The 14,670-nt window shown below is 50.0% G+C and carries 17 protein-coding genes; 5 read left to right on the top strand and 12 right to left on the bottom strand.

What is annotated here, in order from left to right; all coding sequences use genetic code 11:
• Nucleotides 1–93: 93 nt before the first annotated feature.
• Genes C4N22_RS03210 through C4N22_RS03200 form a run of 3 tightly spaced genes read right to left on the bottom strand, consistent with a single transcriptional unit; the run spans nucleotide 94 to nucleotide 1,980 of the window.
• Nucleotides 94–1,101: a sensor histidine kinase gene (locus C4N22_RS03210; protein ID WP_055145335.1), complete on the bottom strand. Its 1,008-nt coding sequence runs from the start codon at nucleotides 1,099–1,101 to the stop codon at nucleotides 94–96.
• 1 nt (nucleotide 1,102) lies between these two features.
• Nucleotides 1,103–1,771 carry a response regulator transcription factor gene (locus tag C4N22_RS03205; RefSeq protein WP_055145332.1) on the bottom strand — a complete coding sequence of 223 codons (669 nt, stop codon included), beginning with the start codon at nucleotides 1,769–1,771 and terminating at the stop codon, nucleotides 1,103–1,105.
• Nucleotides 1,768–1,980, bottom strand: coding sequence for a helix-turn-helix domain-containing protein (locus tag C4N22_RS03200; protein WP_055145329.1), 213 nt, complete (start codon nucleotides 1,978–1,980; stop codon nucleotides 1,768–1,770). The genes C4N22_RS03205 and C4N22_RS03200 overlap by 4 nt, the downstream gene beginning before the upstream one ends.
• A 401-nt stretch (nucleotides 1,981–2,381) precedes the next feature.
• Between C4N22_RS03200 and C4N22_RS03195 the strand changes: the two genes are divergently transcribed.
• Both C4N22_RS03195 and C4N22_RS03190 read left to right on the top strand, forming a co-directional pair.
• A complete protein-coding gene (locus tag C4N22_RS03195) occupies nucleotides 2,382–2,942 on the top strand; it encodes an RNA polymerase sigma factor (RefSeq protein WP_055145326.1) in 561 nt (186 codons plus the stop codon).
• A complete protein-coding gene (locus tag C4N22_RS03190; protein WP_112090996.1) occupies nucleotides 2,939–3,619 on the top strand; it encodes a hypothetical protein in 681 nt (226 codons plus the stop codon). The genes C4N22_RS03195 and C4N22_RS03190 overlap by 4 nt, the downstream gene beginning before the upstream one ends.
• Nucleotides 3,620–3,752: 133 nt before the next feature.
• On the opposite strand, the gene mobQ is transcribed toward C4N22_RS03190, so the two are convergent.
• The 8 genes from mobQ to C4N22_RS03150 form a co-directional block, all read right to left on the bottom strand.
• Complete coding sequence (mobQ, locus tag C4N22_RS03185) at nucleotides 3,753–5,450, bottom strand: MobQ family relaxase (RefSeq protein WP_112090997.1); 1,698 nt, start codon at nucleotides 5,448–5,450, stop codon at nucleotides 3,753–3,755.
• Nucleotides 5,451–5,456: 6 nt separating this feature from the next.
• Nucleotides 5,457–5,687 carry a hypothetical protein gene (locus C4N22_RS12715; RefSeq protein WP_055145317.1) on the bottom strand — a complete coding sequence of 77 codons (231 nt, stop codon included), beginning with the start codon at nucleotides 5,685–5,687 and terminating at the stop codon, nucleotides 5,457–5,459.
• A gap of 166 nt (nucleotides 5,688–5,853) precedes the next feature.
• Nucleotides 5,854–6,060 carry a DUF3847 domain-containing protein gene (locus tag C4N22_RS03180; protein ID WP_008978058.1) on the bottom strand — a complete coding sequence of 69 codons (207 nt, stop codon included), beginning with the start codon at nucleotides 6,058–6,060 and terminating at the stop codon, nucleotides 5,854–5,856.
• Between the two features lie 13 nt (nucleotides 6,061–6,073).
• Nucleotides 6,074–6,289 (bottom strand): DUF6471 domain-containing protein, encoded by a 216-nt coding sequence (locus C4N22_RS03175; RefSeq protein ID WP_112090998.1) that lies wholly within the window; start codon nucleotides 6,287–6,289, stop codon nucleotides 6,074–6,076.
• A 515-nt stretch (nucleotides 6,290–6,804) separates the two neighbouring features.
• A complete protein-coding gene (locus C4N22_RS03165) occupies nucleotides 6,805–8,106 on the bottom strand; it encodes a DNA primase family protein (protein WP_112090999.1) in 1,302 nt (433 codons plus the stop codon).
• Nucleotides 8,078–8,707: a CHC2 zinc finger domain-containing protein gene (locus C4N22_RS03160; protein WP_112091000.1), complete on the bottom strand. Its 630-nt coding sequence runs from the start codon at nucleotides 8,705–8,707 to the stop codon at nucleotides 8,078–8,080. The genes C4N22_RS03165 and C4N22_RS03160 overlap by 29 nt, the downstream gene beginning before the upstream one ends.
• Nucleotides 8,708–8,775: 68 nt before the next feature.
• The gene (locus C4N22_RS03155; RefSeq protein WP_112091001.1) at nucleotides 8,776–10,818 is read right to left on the bottom strand and encodes a recombinase family protein; all 2,043 of its coding nucleotides are present in this window, start codon (nucleotides 10,816–10,818) and stop codon (nucleotides 8,776–8,778) included.
• Nucleotides 10,809–11,117, bottom strand: a complete 309-nt coding sequence (locus C4N22_RS03150) for a transposon-encoded TnpW family protein (RefSeq protein WP_181567151.1) — start codon at nucleotides 11,115–11,117, stop codon at nucleotides 10,809–10,811. The genes C4N22_RS03155 and C4N22_RS03150 overlap by 10 nt, the downstream gene beginning before the upstream one ends.
• A gap of 153 nt (nucleotides 11,118–11,270) precedes the next feature.
• Here C4N22_RS03150 and C4N22_RS03145 point away from each other — a divergent pair, with 153 nt between their 5' ends.
• From C4N22_RS03145 to C4N22_RS03135, 3 genes are read left to right on the top strand one after another with little or no spacing between them, the layout of a single operon-like run.
• On the top strand, nucleotides 11,271–12,203 hold the full coding sequence (locus C4N22_RS03145) for a sigma-70 family RNA polymerase sigma factor (protein WP_112091002.1): 933 nt from the start codon (nucleotides 11,271–11,273) through the stop codon (nucleotides 12,201–12,203).
• Nucleotides 12,204–12,259: 56 nt separating this feature from the next.
• Nucleotides 12,260–13,168 (top strand): hypothetical protein, encoded by a 909-nt coding sequence (locus C4N22_RS03140; RefSeq protein WP_112091003.1) that lies wholly within the window; start codon nucleotides 12,260–12,262, stop codon nucleotides 13,166–13,168.
• An 11-nt stretch (nucleotides 13,169–13,179) separates the two neighbouring features.
• Nucleotides 13,180–14,205 (top strand): virulence RhuM family protein, encoded by a 1,026-nt coding sequence (locus C4N22_RS03135; protein ID WP_112091004.1) that lies wholly within the window; start codon nucleotides 13,180–13,182, stop codon nucleotides 14,203–14,205.
• A 48-nt stretch (nucleotides 14,206–14,253) separates the two neighbouring features.
• On the opposite strand, the gene C4N22_RS03130 is transcribed toward C4N22_RS03135, so the two are convergent.
• Nucleotides 14,254–14,625 carry a TnpV protein gene (locus tag C4N22_RS03130; protein ID WP_112091005.1) on the bottom strand — a complete coding sequence of 124 codons (372 nt, stop codon included), beginning with the start codon at nucleotides 14,623–14,625 and terminating at the stop codon, nucleotides 14,254–14,256.
• Nucleotides 14,626–14,670: the final 45 nt, after the last annotated feature.

The raw sequence follows: 14,670 nt of genomic DNA, 5'->3' as shown, positions 1-14,670 counted from the left end.
TCCTCCATATATTTTTGCAATTCAGTATAGCAAAGCCAAGTGACTGCTTCATTACTTTTTCATTACAAAAATGTCACTTAAAAAGGGGCTGCATTAAGCAGTCCCCCGATAAAAGCAGATTTCAAATTTTGCACCGCCTGACTCCCGATTTTTCGCTTGGATGACACCACCCTGATTGACAATAATCGTCTTTGCCAGAGCCAACCCCAAACCGGCATTACCGATTGTAGAGCCACTTCCTTGATAAAATCGGTCAAATAAATGGGGGATGTCTTTTTCCTGAAAACCTGTTCCGCTATCCTCTATAATGATCTGTGTCAAAAGAGGTCTTTCTATTGCCTTGATTTCGATAGTGCTGCCCTCTGGTGAATGTTCGATACAGTTTTTGATTACATTCCCCAAGGCTTCAGCAGTCCAATCAGTATCAAGAGATAGTTTTAATTCTGCCGGAATCACTTGCGTGATTGTCTGCATTTTTAATTCTGCCGCAATCTCCAGAGGACGAATTGCTTTTTCTACCACATCTTTTAAGTATACCGCCTGTGGCTTTAGAGTAATCGTTCCTGCATCCAGCTTGGATATTTTCAGAAGTGTGGCTATCAGCCACTCCATTCTTGATAAGAGCATAGTCTGTTCGCGGATCAGCTCATACCTTTCTTCGTCAGTCAGTTCCTCATTACACAGAGAAGCATTTAAGATATTCAGCGATGTCAAAGGTGTTTTTAATTGATGTGAAATATCGGCTAAAGCATTTGCCAAATTACCTTTCTCCATTTTCAGAGCTTCTGCCTGTTCAATAAGCCGTCTTGTCATCTTGGATATTTCATCATGTAAAACAGATAACTCACCTTCTTGAAACTGCCCAAAAGAAATTTTTTCATCTCCATGTAACAGCCTATCAATATGCAAACTAAAATCAGCAATTTTCTTGTATCTCTGATATGTGAAAAAGAGGGAAACTGCACTGGATGAAATGATAGCCGACAGAACAATCCACACAGCTTTGCTATCAACGATAATGCCAATGCCGCCCCAAAATAGAATAAGAATACTGCTGACAACAATTTGCCTTTTAACTTCTTTATTTCTGATAAAGTCCATATCAACCCACCTTATAGCCAAGCCCACGAACGGTAATTATGATTTCCGGCTCCTGCGGATTGGTTTCAATTTTGTCACGTAGCCTTTTCATATAGACAGTCAATGTATTATCATTGATAAACTCCCCGGTAGTGTCCCATAAAAGCTCCAACAATCTTCTGCGAGAAAGGACAATACCTTTGTTACGCAAAAAGACTAACAGCAACTTATATTCCATAGCAGACAACAAAATCTCTTTCCCATTCTTTGATACGGTTGCTTGATTTGTGTCCACAACTAAGTCGAGGTAACTGATAATGTTTTGTGTGTTCTTAGTTCTCCTTAATACGCTGTTGATCCTTGAAAGCAGTTCTCTTGGTCTGAACGGTTTGCTGATATAATCGTCAGCCCCCATATCTAACCCAGCCACAACACTATATTCATCATCAGAAGCCGTTAAGAAAATAACTGGCATAGTTCCTCTTTCTTTAATTGCAGAACAAACAGAAAAACCATTTCCGTTTGATAATTGAATGTCCACCAAGGCTATATCGTATTGGTCGCTATCCAATTTTTCTATTGCTTCTTTTTGACCGGGAGCATTTTCGATTTTGAACCCTTCATTTCCTAAATAGTCTGATAATGAGGATACGATACTTTGGTCATCCTCCACTAATAACAATTTACTCATCGTGTGTTCTCCTTGTTGTCAGCTATAAATTCATTTTTATTTTGTTTATATCTTCCATCAGCCGGCTTTTGGGCATCTTGGGGAATTAGCCATGCACGAGGTAGCCGAACAATTCCATCAATGCGATTCTCCTCACACAGCTTTTGAACACGACGCACCGATATTCCCCAAAGTTTAGCCGCATCCTGTACTGTCATGTATTCAAACATAGTTTACCTCCGCATCAAATAGTTATATATATTATATACGCACAAACGAACAATATCAATGGGCTGTTTGTAAACACTTAAACACTAACTGTGTACGAATTAACTCGGCGCTAACAATTTCCGTCATCCTGTTTCGGATATTATTTATTTTTCCACCCAACCCATTCTGTCCGGGCAGCTACCTTTAATTTTTTGTTACGCCTCCTCTGCTGCGAGCAACTCTACCAAAACCGAAGGACCATATTTTCAGACTGCCGAGCGACCTCGACTGGTGCCAAACGATTTTGCTGAGGCGATAGAAAATAGAATTGCAATGTACTATAATAAAGGTGTGAAATTTTCCCTCGCTTCTGTAAGATTGTCCGCCAGATCCATAGTACATAGGTGAGGAGGTGGATACCTTGTTAGAGGATGTGAAGATCATTGAACTGTTCTTTGCTCGTACTGAGCAGGCAATAGCTGAACTTGCTGCAAAATACGGTTCAACTTGCAAAAGAATTGCAAACAACATTTTGAAATGCGAACCCGACGCAGAGGAATGTGTAAATGATACATACCTTGCTGCGTGGAATGCAATTCCTCCAGAAAGACCTGACCCACTCAGAACCTATATTTTTCGTATTACCCGCAATATCGCTACCGCAAAATACCACGCAAATACTGCACTAAAGCGAAACAGTTACTATGATGTTGCACTTGATGAGTTGGAAGAGTGCCTAACTTCTGCATCTACTATTGAACAGGAAGTGGATGCAAAGGAGCTGTCACAGGAAATTGATCGTTTCCTTGACAGCTTGGATCAGGAAAGCAGGGTTATGTTTGTAGCAAGGTATTGGTACTCAGATAGCATTACAGAAATTGCAAAGAGGCTTCGTACAACAAATAACAATGTGTCTGTCCGCCTTTCCCGAATCAGAAGCAAACTTAAAAATCATTTACAGAAAGCGGGGTATGATTTATGACACGAAAGAACATCTCTGACGCCGTTGGTGGCATTGGTAGCCGTCATATCGAAGAAACGGCGAGTTATCAGGCAAAGAAACAAAAAAGCATTTGGCTGAAATTTGGGGCAATTGCTGCGTGTCTCTGTCTAATCGTGGTGGGAGTGTTTAGTATGGGATTATTCGGCAAAAGTACAGAAACAGCTACATTAGGTGATGGAACTACCATATCTTTCACTAAAGCAGATACGGTAGCCTCTGCTCTGAGTTTGAACTTGCAAGCACGAGCATTGACCAAAGATGAGGTTCAGACTATTTTCGGTGATCTTCCGATTTCCGGAGATGCCCTCTTTACCTTGGACGATGTAGCATTTGTTGGCTTTTATGGTCATTACAGCGATATGAAATTTGTTGTTTCGCTGTCTGGGAACAATCTTATGGATACTACCGTAATTGGCAAGGAAAATGTATCTATGGTTGGAGATACGCCAGTTAAAGCTGGCTACTTCGTTACAAATGCAAACAGCGAAGGAATTAAGACTGTGATCTATTACGCCTATATCACATTTGATAACTATTCCATCTATATCGAAAATGCAGGCGGAGAAAGTGAAAGAGAGGCTGTTCGAGCGGAACTGATGGCAGCACTTGATAAGTTGTTGGAAAACTCTTTTGATTTTTCACTTGTAAATAAGTGATAGAATTCGATTAAATATTGCAAGCACCGGTATGGAAAACCCATACCGGTGCTTATTTTACGCTTGACGTATAGGGATTATCTCCATCCCCCTATGTCACAGACTTCACCTGAAGTTTCAACCTCCAGCACTTTTAACGTTCCATATCTCTGTTTTTCATCTTACGCTCAAGCCGCTCCGATCGCCGCCTTTGCCGCAGTTCTCGATCCATTGTCTTTTCCTGTGCATATTCGTCAAGATAGCCAGACACATCCCGTAGGCCACTCTCCATCAACCACCAACTGAACTTGTCGCCATAAGCCGCTTCAATGCGTTGGGCTGCTGCTTTCTCTCTGTCAGGTCGAAGTGCCTTCCGCTCCAGATAAAGCTGCAAGGAATCAAAGCCGGAAGCTTGCTCTTTCAGCTCGGCATACTCAGACAATGCAGCCTCCAGCTCTCCGGCATACTTATTCTCCTGCGCCTCAAGCCGTTTGAGATTATCTTCATAGCGGTCAATCTGGCGCTGGAAGGTATCGCTTGTGGCGTCCTCTGGGTATTCCAGAGAATGAAGCAGCATAGCCTTTTCGCTTTTTAGCTCCTCTAACTTTTCCGTCAACTCGGCTATTTTGGAGGCAAGCTCACGGTGCCTGACAAAGTGGATCGCAGGAAGGGATTTCTTTTCAGCCAGTAGGGACTTCCGTTCTTTGGTTGTTTCCTTTATCTGCTGCACAAGGGAGCGGTACTGTGCCAGATTTGGCTTCAGAATATTCAAGGCACCGGTCATCTGTTTCTTGCTGCTGCGGATATGCCCTAACTGATAGCAGAAGATCAGCATATTTTCCCGCAGCTTTTCCAACGCTTCTGCAATAGCGGGCAGCGTGTTCTTCACCGCCTCCGTAATTTTCTTGAACTGCGCCTTCAGTTCCCGCAGGAGCCTGTTGTCCGCCTTGATCTGACGGTTGAGTTCGCACCTGTCGGACACGATACCTTTCTGTTCCAAAGCACGGGCAATCACGCCCTCGTGGATGGTGGGCTGCTCGTCAATGCCTCGCTCGACAAAGCTGCGGTGGTCGATGCGCTCCTCATGACCGTATCGCTCCAAATATTTGTTTGTCACATCTGCCCATGCTTTGCGCCAGATAAGGAGCTGTTCCTCGCTGTTCCAGCGTTCAGAAATGGGATTCTGTCTCCCGTATTTGGTGCTTTTGGGATACTTGCTGGCACGCTCATATCCATGTTCCTCAGCTGCGGATGGTGTCATATACACTTTCTTCCTGCCTACCTTGTACTGGTACTGTTTCTCCCATCCGTCAGCCTGTGCAGCCTTAAACTCGGCAGCGGTAAAGCCCCGTTCCTCACCGTCACGGCTGCAGAGATATTCCTTCTCCGTTTTGTATTGCCATTTGCCGCTTTCATCAAGCGGGCGCACCGTCAAGAGAATGTGGGCGTGGGGATTGTGACCGGGTGGATCGGGATCGTGGATCGCCGTATCGGCGCACATCCCATCTGCGACGAATTGATTCTGTACGAAATCCGTCAGCAGCGTTTGCCATTGTTCTGGGGACAACTCCATGGGTAAGGCTACCACGAACTCACGGGCCAAGCGGCTGTCCTTGGTTTTCTCGTTTTCCTCCACGGCGTTCCAGAGCACTTCCCGGTCTTTCCATGCGGGCGGGGCCGTGTCCGGCAGAAGTACCTGCTGCCAGACCAGCCCTTGCTTTCGGGTGTAGTCGTGCTGCACCCCGTCATAGTCATTGAGGATGTGGGAGCAGCTGAGATAAGCGGAGGCTGCACAGGCGGAGCGTCCGGCTCCCCGGCTGACCACCTTTGCCTCCAAGTGGTAAATTGCCATTTGCGTTCACCTCGATTCGTATTTTGTGAGGGGGTGGTAAAACGCCACCCCTTGGTTTCTGTTTCTCTTTGCAAAGAGAAAATGGGCTGCATTGCTGCCCATATCTGCGATAAAGCTGCCGGTGGCAGGTTTTCGCAGGCAGGAGGCGGGCAGAGTATCTGCCGGATTGGTGCGACAAGCAGCAATCTCTGCATCAGCAGAAGCGCCGACTGCACAGGGAATGCTGACTTGCGGCATTTCCTGCCCTCTCTGGAGAAGTGTCCGATGGACAGTTCGTGAAGAGCGCACGAGCCCGACCAACGGAAGGGATACCACCGCCTGCTTCGCAGGTGGTGAGTAAGTGCGCCCTTCGGGAGAAAAAAGAGGAAGGCCCCCGGTTTCCCGGAGACCTCCCATCTGAAATTTAGATTTCTTTTCCCAGCTTCCGTGAAAGATACCCCTCCAGCGCAGGCAGCTCCATCGTCCGCACCTCCGGCAGCACCTTTTCCAGAATTGCACCCTCCTGAATGAGCCTGCGAGTGCGGGCTTTTCGCTCCTTGACGCGATCCCGCGCCTGTGCTTCCTCCAATCGGTGCTGCGCCTGCAACAGCTTCTTTTCCGTATCCGTCATGTGAACATCCTCCTCACTTCCGCCTCTGCCAGACGATCTCATAGCCCAGTGCGTCGGCAAGCTGGACAGCCTCGACATAGCGCAGGGACTCCCGCTGGAGCTTGTTTGAAAGGTTGGAAACGCTGTCAGACCAGCCGTGTTCGTCCCGCAGCAGATCGACCACCTCCTGCATGGTCATGCCCTGACGGACGATGTACGACTTGATCTCATTTCTCAGATTGGATTTCATCAACTTTTTACCTCCATATTTTCGTGATATTGGTTTTTGAGTAAGTGAACTGTGTGCGCTTTGCGGTGAAGAATCTGCCGTGCCGCAAATCCGCTCAGATTTCCGCCCGTGATGCCCTGTTCACAACTGCGCCCTATCGGCTTCATCGTTCTGTGTGAGAACATACGGAATGGCAGGATATGCCACAGTCCGGTACAGCAGCTTCGCATTTCGGTAAATCACCGGATGGTGCATCGTGTTCGACCTGCGGCGAAAATCTTCACGGATTTCACAAGCATTGATTTTGAAGCCGCTAAATTGAGCCGCCAGTGTACGGCTCGGTACGGCAAAGTCTCTTTGTGTACGCTTCTGTACGCCTGTTTTGCGTACCAGCCGTCGGTTCAGCGGCAGATTTTACACTCTGCCGTGAAATACTCCACGGTGCACACAAGCAAAATGGTTTTTAAGAATGAAATCAAAAACAGCCGTACAGGGTGTACGGCGTGTACGGCAATTTTGAAGTCCATTCCTCATTTTTAATACGGCGGCGGATTGACCACCTCAATGCCCATGAACCCGCGCACCCGCTTGCCGCCGACATGGACGTTGTTGGTGGCCTCCACATTGTAAAGCCGCTCATTTTGTGCAAGCTCGGAGCTGACGCGGTTGGCAGACATGGGCTTCTGCGCGTTGTCGTCGCACCATCTTGTATAGGCTTCATAGATCGCCTTGGAGCTGGCTTCGCTGTCTGCCCGAAAGCGGATATAGCCCTCGGATTGCAGAAACTCGATCACATTGTTGCTGCTGCGCTTGACCGTCTCCATATTTTCTTTGGCTTTTCCCGAAATGCTGAACTGATAGTTGTTGCCAATCAGCCGGTGCAGCCCCTCCAGACACCAGAGGAAGATGCCCTCCTTTTCCCGCAGCAGCTTATCCACCAGAAACGGATCGTCCGCTCTGCCTGCGGGCCGGTCTTTGGTGGTCAGCACGATCTGGCGGCGAAAGAAACCGTCGGACTTGTCGTGCAGGGCGGTGAGCGCACCGTTGCCGAAGCAAAGAAAACGCACATAGAGCTGGCTTTGGTAGCTCTGAACACCCTTACGCTCCATGTCCATTTTGCACTCGGAGGTCACGATGGATTTGATGTAGTTGGTCTTTGGCAGGGCGCTCATGTCCATATCGTCGTCCACCATCAGGAGCTTGTTTTCCAAGTCTGCACGGCTGAACCGGTTGCTCTCCACCTTTTGGATGCTGGTGGTATTCATGCTGTCCCCCAGCAGCGAGCGCATGACAAGACCAATGCGGCTTTTGCCCTCGCCGCCCTTGCCGATGAGCATGAGCATTTTTTGCCCCTTGGTGGTAGGCAGCAGGCAGTAACCGAGAAATTCCTGCAAGGTTGGAATGTCCTCCGGTTGCAGCAGCTCCGATAGGAATTGCAGCCACTTTTTCGGAGTGGGTGCGTCTGGATTATAAGTGACGGTGAGACGATTGTTGCAGTAGCTCCTGTCTGTGGAAAAGCTACCGTCCATGAAGTACGTTCCGTTGGCAACATGGATGCGGTCGGTTTCAATGGGCAGCGGCGGCGAATAGGCTTGCAGCTTGATGCTGGCAAGCAGATTCGCAACCGTCTTGGAAAGATTGGCGGTCAGCACGCCGGAGATTTCCTCCAGAATGAGATTCCCAATCTGCCCTTCATCCTCAATCAGCCCGTCCACGGTGAACAGCCGCCCACGCACACATTTCATGGGGTGCTTGTCCAAAAACTGTTGACAGAACAGCACCTCGTTGATGTGCCTGCCATCGTACCACTCAGGCCACGTCTGCGGTGTCATATCCATCTTCCAATTCCTCCTTGTGAATTTTCTCTAACCTCCGTCGCAGCCTGTCCAGCTTTTCGTCCGCCATCTGCTGCTGAATTACTTCGGCACGTTCGTGAGAATCCCCGGCGCACAGAATATCTAAGTAATACTCTGTCCGGTCGAGTTCGTGGCAGGCTCCTACAAACCGTGCGTGAACAGGCTTGTCAGGTGACTGCGGCGCATACTGCACCTTCCAGTCCCGCAGGACACGGGCATAATCGGACAGAACAGAAAGGCACAGCCGCTCGTTTTCCCTGAGCTGCTGTGCTTCTGTTCGGATGCGCTTTGCGTGGAGCGCCGCTGCGCTGGGCGGTTTGTCCGGGGTAAGGTGAAAGTCTGCTGCCAGACGCTGCGCCGCCTCATAGAGCGGCAAGCCGAACAGCCTTGCAGCAAAGTCGATCACATCGCCATGTTCCCCGCAGGCAAAGCAATGGTAGTGATCGTCTGCCACATATAAGCTGGGATACCGGTCATTGTGGAACGGGCAAAGGGCCATGCCGTAATGGTTGACCTCCACGCCGTACCGCTCCGCCGCCTCCCGGCAGCTTACGCCGTATTTTACAATTTCGAAAAGATTCATTGTTCCTCCATTTCTGCACAAAACGGCGGCCTGCCCATTAAGGGACAAGCCGCCGTTTGCGTCTTATCTTATGCTGTTTTCGTTTCTTTTTCGTTCTTAGCGTCTCGCAAGGCTTTCTTCCGTGCGCCCTGCCGCTTGATCTGTGCCTGATAACGGCAATCGTCACCGCAGTATTTCACATCTGCCCTCGTTGTTGTAAACACCCTGCCGCAGTTCTCACAGGTACACGCCCGGCTGCGGCTCTCCGCCGCCTCCTGCCGGTAGAATTTCGCCCGGCAGTTGGGGCCGCAGAACAGGGTGTTTGTCCGCTTGGATGCAAATTCCTGCCCGCAGCACTTGCATGTCAGTGTAACCGGAACGCCAACCGTGCGCTCTCCGGACTTCAGCTTCTGATAGCGCTCCCGGCTACGGATGCGTTCTTTCTTCAAAAACTCCTGCCGCTTGATTTCCTCCTCGCTCAGCTCTGTGACAGGCAGCTCAAACCGCCCGATGAACCGCAGATGGATTTCTACCTCCTGCACCCGGTCGCCGTCGATCTTTTCTGGGGCGTGGACGATAATCTTCTCCACGAACTCGTTGATCATGGGCGTGGTCAGCTCGGAGAAGTCCGTATAATTCTTTGCCAGCTCCAGAAACTGCCTGGCTCGGTCGGTGTCCTCCGCAAAGGCAGACATCTGCGTTTCCATTTCGGAGACGGATGCTGTCAGCGCTTTCTGCTCCGCCTCATATTCTGCCAGCAGAATGTCAAACCGCTCGCCGGTGATACGACCGACGGCAAAGGATTCATAGAGCTTCTTGATGATGGTGTCCAGCTCAGAAATCCGCTTTTTCTCCTTGTTCAGCTTCCGCTTGGTTTCCTTGGTGGCTTCCGCCTGGCGCAGCTGGGAGGCGGAGCGCACCTTCTCCAGAAAAGCATCTCGGTCAGAGATGGCAAAGGTGCTGGCAGCCCGGATGGTTTCCAGAATCAGCTCCCGCAGTACTTTGCTGCGGATATAATGTCCTTTGCAAGCATGGGTGCGTTTCTGATGTGCCAGCGTATAGGTGGAACAATCGTAAAAGTCCGACGGATAAGGATTGTTCTCCGTGCCGCCCCTTGAGCGGTGATTCATCATCTTTGCCCCGCAGTCGGCACAGAACACAAGCCCTGTCAGCGGATTGGCCTCGCCCAGCGTGTCATGCCGCCGTGGTGTTTTCCGCAGCTTCTGCGCCAGCTCCCATGTTTCTGCGTCTACGATAGCTTCATGGGTGTTCTCGAAAATCAGCCAATCCTCTTTGGGATTCATTACGGCATTTTTATCCTTATAGGACTGCTTGTGGGAACGGAAATTCACCGTATGCCCCATATACTCCGGCTTGGACAAAATCTGCCCAACGATGTAGCCGCTCCAGTTATAGGGGTTGGGGAACTCCTCCTTGCTTTTCCAGACGCCTTTATTCTGCTTGCCAAAGTAGACCGCAGGCGTGTCGATCTTGTCATCGAACAGAATGCGGGCAATATCGTAAGGGCCTTTACCCTCGATGGTCAGCTGGAAGATACGCCGCACCACGGCGGCAGCTTCCTCGTCGATCAGCCAGTGATACTTGTTCTCCGGGTCTTTCTTGTAGCCATAGATGGCGCAGTTGGTGGTGGGCTTGCCGGATTCCCCTTTGACCCGAATGGCGGTTTTCTGCTTGCGGCTCAGGTCACGAAGATACCATTCGTTCATGATGTTGAGGAAGGGCGCAAATTCGTTGCTGTTCTGATCGTCGCTGTCCACGCCGTTGGCAATCGCCACAAAGTGGACGCCGTGCTGCCGGAAGAATACCTCCGTGTAAAAGCCGGTTTGCAGGTAATCACGACCGGCCCGGCTCATATCCTTGACAATGACATGGGCAACCTTTCCGGCCTCGATGTCCGCCACCAGCCGTTTCCATGCGGGACGGTCAAAATTACCGCCGCTCCATCCGTCATCGGTATAGTGGCGGCAGTTGGCGTAGCCTCTCTGCTGGGCATAGCTTTCGAGGTATTTTTTCTGATTCACGATGGAGTTGCTATCACCAGCATTGTCATCGTCACGGCTCAGCCGCTCATACAGAGCGGTGATCTTTTCCTCAGTCTGTTTCATGCGCATTCGGCGCTCCTTTCAGACTGACGGCTCATTTGTGGTGCTTCCATTATACCACAAGTACCGTCATTTGTAACCCCCTCATTGCGGATCATCCGCAGAATCTTTTCCTCCATAGTCTCCGCTGCTGTTTCGCTGAATGCGACCCTTACCTTATAGGTGGTGCCGCCGATGCGCCGAATGATGAACTGTTCCTGTTGCGTTTGCTCCATAGGCTTCCTCCTTGCGTAATTTGCTGGTTTTTGATATAATAAATCCGGTTCCGTTGGCTGTAAGCCAACTGCGTCTTTGCGCTGATTTTCCATACTTGTTTCTCCTTTCTTTCCTCTGTGTTTTAAGAAAGTAATCTTAGTAACTTGCGTTTAGATTACCCTTTCACTAATAGGAGAAAAACGGGGTGTAAATCGGAACTGTTTTTGAGAAAAAGAAAAATATTTTTTCGGGGAGGTGAAGCTGTCGTGGAACCATGGGAGGATGAACTGCTGTGGGAAGATGATTTTTCCGATGAGGAAGAAGATGCCGAGGAGCAAATAGAGGAAACCGGCCTTGAAATGGATGCGGACGGCTTTGCCGATTGGGAGGATTCGTCTGACACTGCGCCGGTGGATGAGACACTGGAGGAAGCGCTTGCAGAGGAACGCACGCTGGAGCTGGAGAGCGAGCTGGAGCAGGATGAGCATCCCAGAAACTATGCCGCCGAGCTGGAGGACGAGGAGGAAGAAGCCGCGCCCACCAGTGAGAAACGGCTCAAGCGGGAAATTCGCGCAGAGGCTCTGCGGCGGCTGGAGGAAGCAGCCCGGACGGAATCAGATTTTCTAACTGTAGTAGACGAGTGGAACAAGCTGGACAGAAACCGGGAGCGCCGGGAACGTGACCACGAAAACCTGCGTGGAGACGTGCCGTTGGAGTTTCAGGCTGTACCTGATCCAAAGATCGCTCCCCTCTGGATGAATCTGCCGAGGTTCCGCCAGCTTTGTCAGGGAAATTTTCTCGACATCATCTTCTCCTGTCCCTACGAGCTGCACCAGCTGACTTCCAACCGTTTTCTCTCCAAGCTCTTTTTCACACTCAGTGATGAGCAGAAGGAGGTGCTGTATTACCTGTTCGTTAAGCAATACAGCACCACACGGCTTGCCACCCTCCGCGGGCAGTCCGACCGAAACATCCGAAAGCTGCGGATGACCATTCAGAAAAAGCTGCAAAGGCGGATGTATGAGCATCTGAGCGAAAAGCTGGAAAAGGACTACAGCATTACTCTGCGGGAACGCGAGTTCGTGGAGGAATATGAAGCACTGCTGCAAACCATGGGCAAGGATGCCGTGATCCGCCGGGAAAACAAAACCAAACCGAGAAAAATGAAAGCCGCCCTTGACGATGACAAGGACGGTTGATACAATAGTAATATAGTTAATATATAGTTGGATTACGAGTTGAGAGGAACAGCACCATGAAGAATCTCTTTGAGCAGTCCCGCTCCCATTGGGTGCGGTATGACCGCTATGAACTGAAAACCGCCGCAGACGGCAAGCGGTACATCACGCCGGGGAAGAATGCCAAGCCTGACATCTATAATCCCTTGAAGGAAGCGTCGGGAATCGTGCTGGATGCACTGAATGTGGGTATGCTGATGATGAACCGGCAGCCAGAGGACGAGGTGCAGAAGGCTATCTTAGAGTTTGTAACCCATTACGGCCTGCTGGGTCTGATGACGGCGCTACCCACTACGCCGTCCTTTATGGATTATGAGGCAGTCTATCTGCCGAAAAACCATTTCATCAAGGCAGAATCCATGGAAACCGAAGACTATCTGGCACTGTTCTATCCCTTTGACCAGCTGGATGTGGTGAAACAAGGCGTTGAATCCAGTTGGAGCGTGTCCGGCGACCGAACAATGGTGGCGCTGACCATGACCTTTGCGGACGAACCTATGGCGAAAACCATGAGCTTCCAGCGGGAGTATGCGGAAGCCTATGACTGGGTAGCACAGCAGTTCAAGGATTGGGCGTTCACGCTGACCACCTCTGTTTTGTACTATAACGACTACGACAGCATTGACGAGGATACAAGAAATCTTTACCGCAAGGGCATGGCTGCCTTCGGCGGCATTGCGCCCAGCTATCATATTGAGCTGCTGGACAAGCCGACCATCTATTGGGACTTCCATTCGCTGCTGCTGGGCATCCAGATGATGTTCAGCTTCCTGCTGGTGGACGGAGAGAAACCCCTGCGGCTGTGCAAGCACTGCCAGAAGGTATTCCTGAGCAGCCGCTCCAATTCCGCATTTTGCAGCCCCCGGTGCAAGAATCAGTATAATGTCTATAAGAGCCGGGGAAAGAAAACCAGCGAAGAAGATTGAGGTGAAACGACATGGCAGACGCCAAGAAGGATAAACTGCAAATCCGCAACAGCACAGTGGATTTCCTTGTGTTCACGAAAGATGCCCATGAGGATGGCATTGAGGTACGGGTACAGGATCACGACGTTTGGCTGACCCAAAAGGCCATTGCACAGCTTTTTGATGTAGACCGGAGCGTTGTGACAAAGCATCTGAAAAATGTATATGAAAGCGGTGAATTGTCCGAAGATGCAACTTGTGCAAATTTTGCACAAGTTGCGGATAACGGAAAAACCTATCACTATAAGTTCTACTCTCTGCCCGCCATCATAGCCGTAGGCTATCGGATCAATTCCGGCAGAGCCACGCAGTTCCGTCAGTGGGCAACCAAGGTGCTGGACACCTTCACCAAGCAGGGGTATGTGCTGGATAAGAGCAGGCTCATCAATGGGCAGATTTTTGATGAGGACTACTTCGATCACCTGATTTCCGAGATTCAGGAGATTCGGGCCAGCGAACGGCGCTTTTACCAGAAAATCACGGACATTTACGCCACCGCTGTGGACTACTCTCTCGATAGCCAGACCACAAAGGATTTCTTTGCCACAGTTCAGAATAAGATGCACTATGCCGTCCATGGCGGCACAGCGGCAGAGGTCATTATGGCACGAGCCGATCACACCAAGGAACACATGGGACTGACCTCATGGAAGAATGCTCCTGACGGCAAGATTGTCAAGGCAGATGTGTCCGTTGCAAAAAATTACTTATCCATGGATGAAATGCAGGAACTGAACGAAATCGTCACCATGTATCTGGACTACGCCACCCGGCAGGCCAGACGGCATATCCCTATGACCATGGCAGATTGGGCCTCCAAGCTGGATGCTTTTCTGCAATTCAACGATGCAGAGATTCTGCAAAATAAGGGAAAAGTCACCGCTGCCATTGCAAAAGCCTTTGCCGAAAGCGAGTTTGAGCAGTACCGTGTCATTCAGGATCGGCTGTATCAGAGCGACTTTGACCGGCTGGTAGCCAGCACGGAGCAAAAGAACTAAAACGCAGAAACGCCCGTTATCGGCCATGCGGCCAATAACGGGCGTTCATCATTCATATACAAGTTCGGTCAGGACAATTTCCTCTGCGCGGCTGCGGATGCTGTTCATGCGGCGCACCCATTCCATTTGATCGGCAGCTTTGAGTGCTTCTGTTACGCCTTCCTGCTTCGCTATTGCAGATACGATGATTGCCATGCGCTCGTTGCAGGCTTGGTCGATCTCGGCAAGGTGCCGATGCAGCGTTCCGCTTGTGAGCAGGTTTGCGTAGAGAACAGGACGATGTTCTTTCAGATAGCTGCGGCGCATACGCCCATACTTGCCAATCTGGTATTCCGGTTCGTCCGGCAGCGCAAGGTTCGGGATGAGGTAATCGCCCTCCTGACGGTAAGTGCCGCCCATTTCCTCAAATAGAGATTTCATATGAATCAGCTCCTTTTTGTGTTGATTTCCAGCGGTTATAAGGTG

Origin of the sequence: Faecalibacterium prausnitzii (assembly GCF_003287495.1) — a bacterium.
Taxonomy (GTDB): Bacteria; Bacillota; Clostridia; order Oscillospirales; family Ruminococcaceae; genus Faecalibacterium; species Faecalibacterium prausnitzii_I.
Note: the sequence above shows the minus strand (reverse complement) of the source record. Positions and strands in the feature narration are given on the sequence as shown.